This is a genomic window from Photobacterium sp. R1, assembly GCF_054600795.1.
This window is the reverse complement of sequence record NZ_BAAHZP010000858.1, coordinates 1-245: the sequence shown is the minus strand read 5'-3', so window position 1 is coordinate 245 and position 245 is coordinate 1. Positions and strand designations below refer to the sequence as shown.

The following is a 245-nucleotide window of genomic DNA, read 5'->3' as shown; positions in this document are numbered from 1 at the left end:
ACCGTCTTGAATCGTCGTAAGCACAGATCGACGTGACATATGCAGCAACGGTCACGATGAAAATATTTTTTTCTGCTGCTTGCCGTATCACAAGTAAGAATCGGTCTTGCATGTAGCGACCGAACAGGGCACGCGGCGCATAGGTGTATGCATCAATGTTCAGCTCAGGAAAATCCGCCTGCCATTTTAAAGGGTGAGCTTTCAGCCAGTGCATGAAGTCGCCGGGTTGTCCGGGTATGCCGGAT

General features: G+C 50.2%; 1 protein-coding gene. It reads right to left on the bottom strand.

What is annotated here, in order from left to right; translation table 11 throughout:
- On the bottom strand, positions 1–214 hold a 214-nt coding region (locus tag ACYP03_RS27515), incomplete at its 3' end, for an FAD/NAD(P)-binding protein (RefSeq protein WP_459782874.1).
- Positions 215–245: the final 31 nt, after the last annotated feature.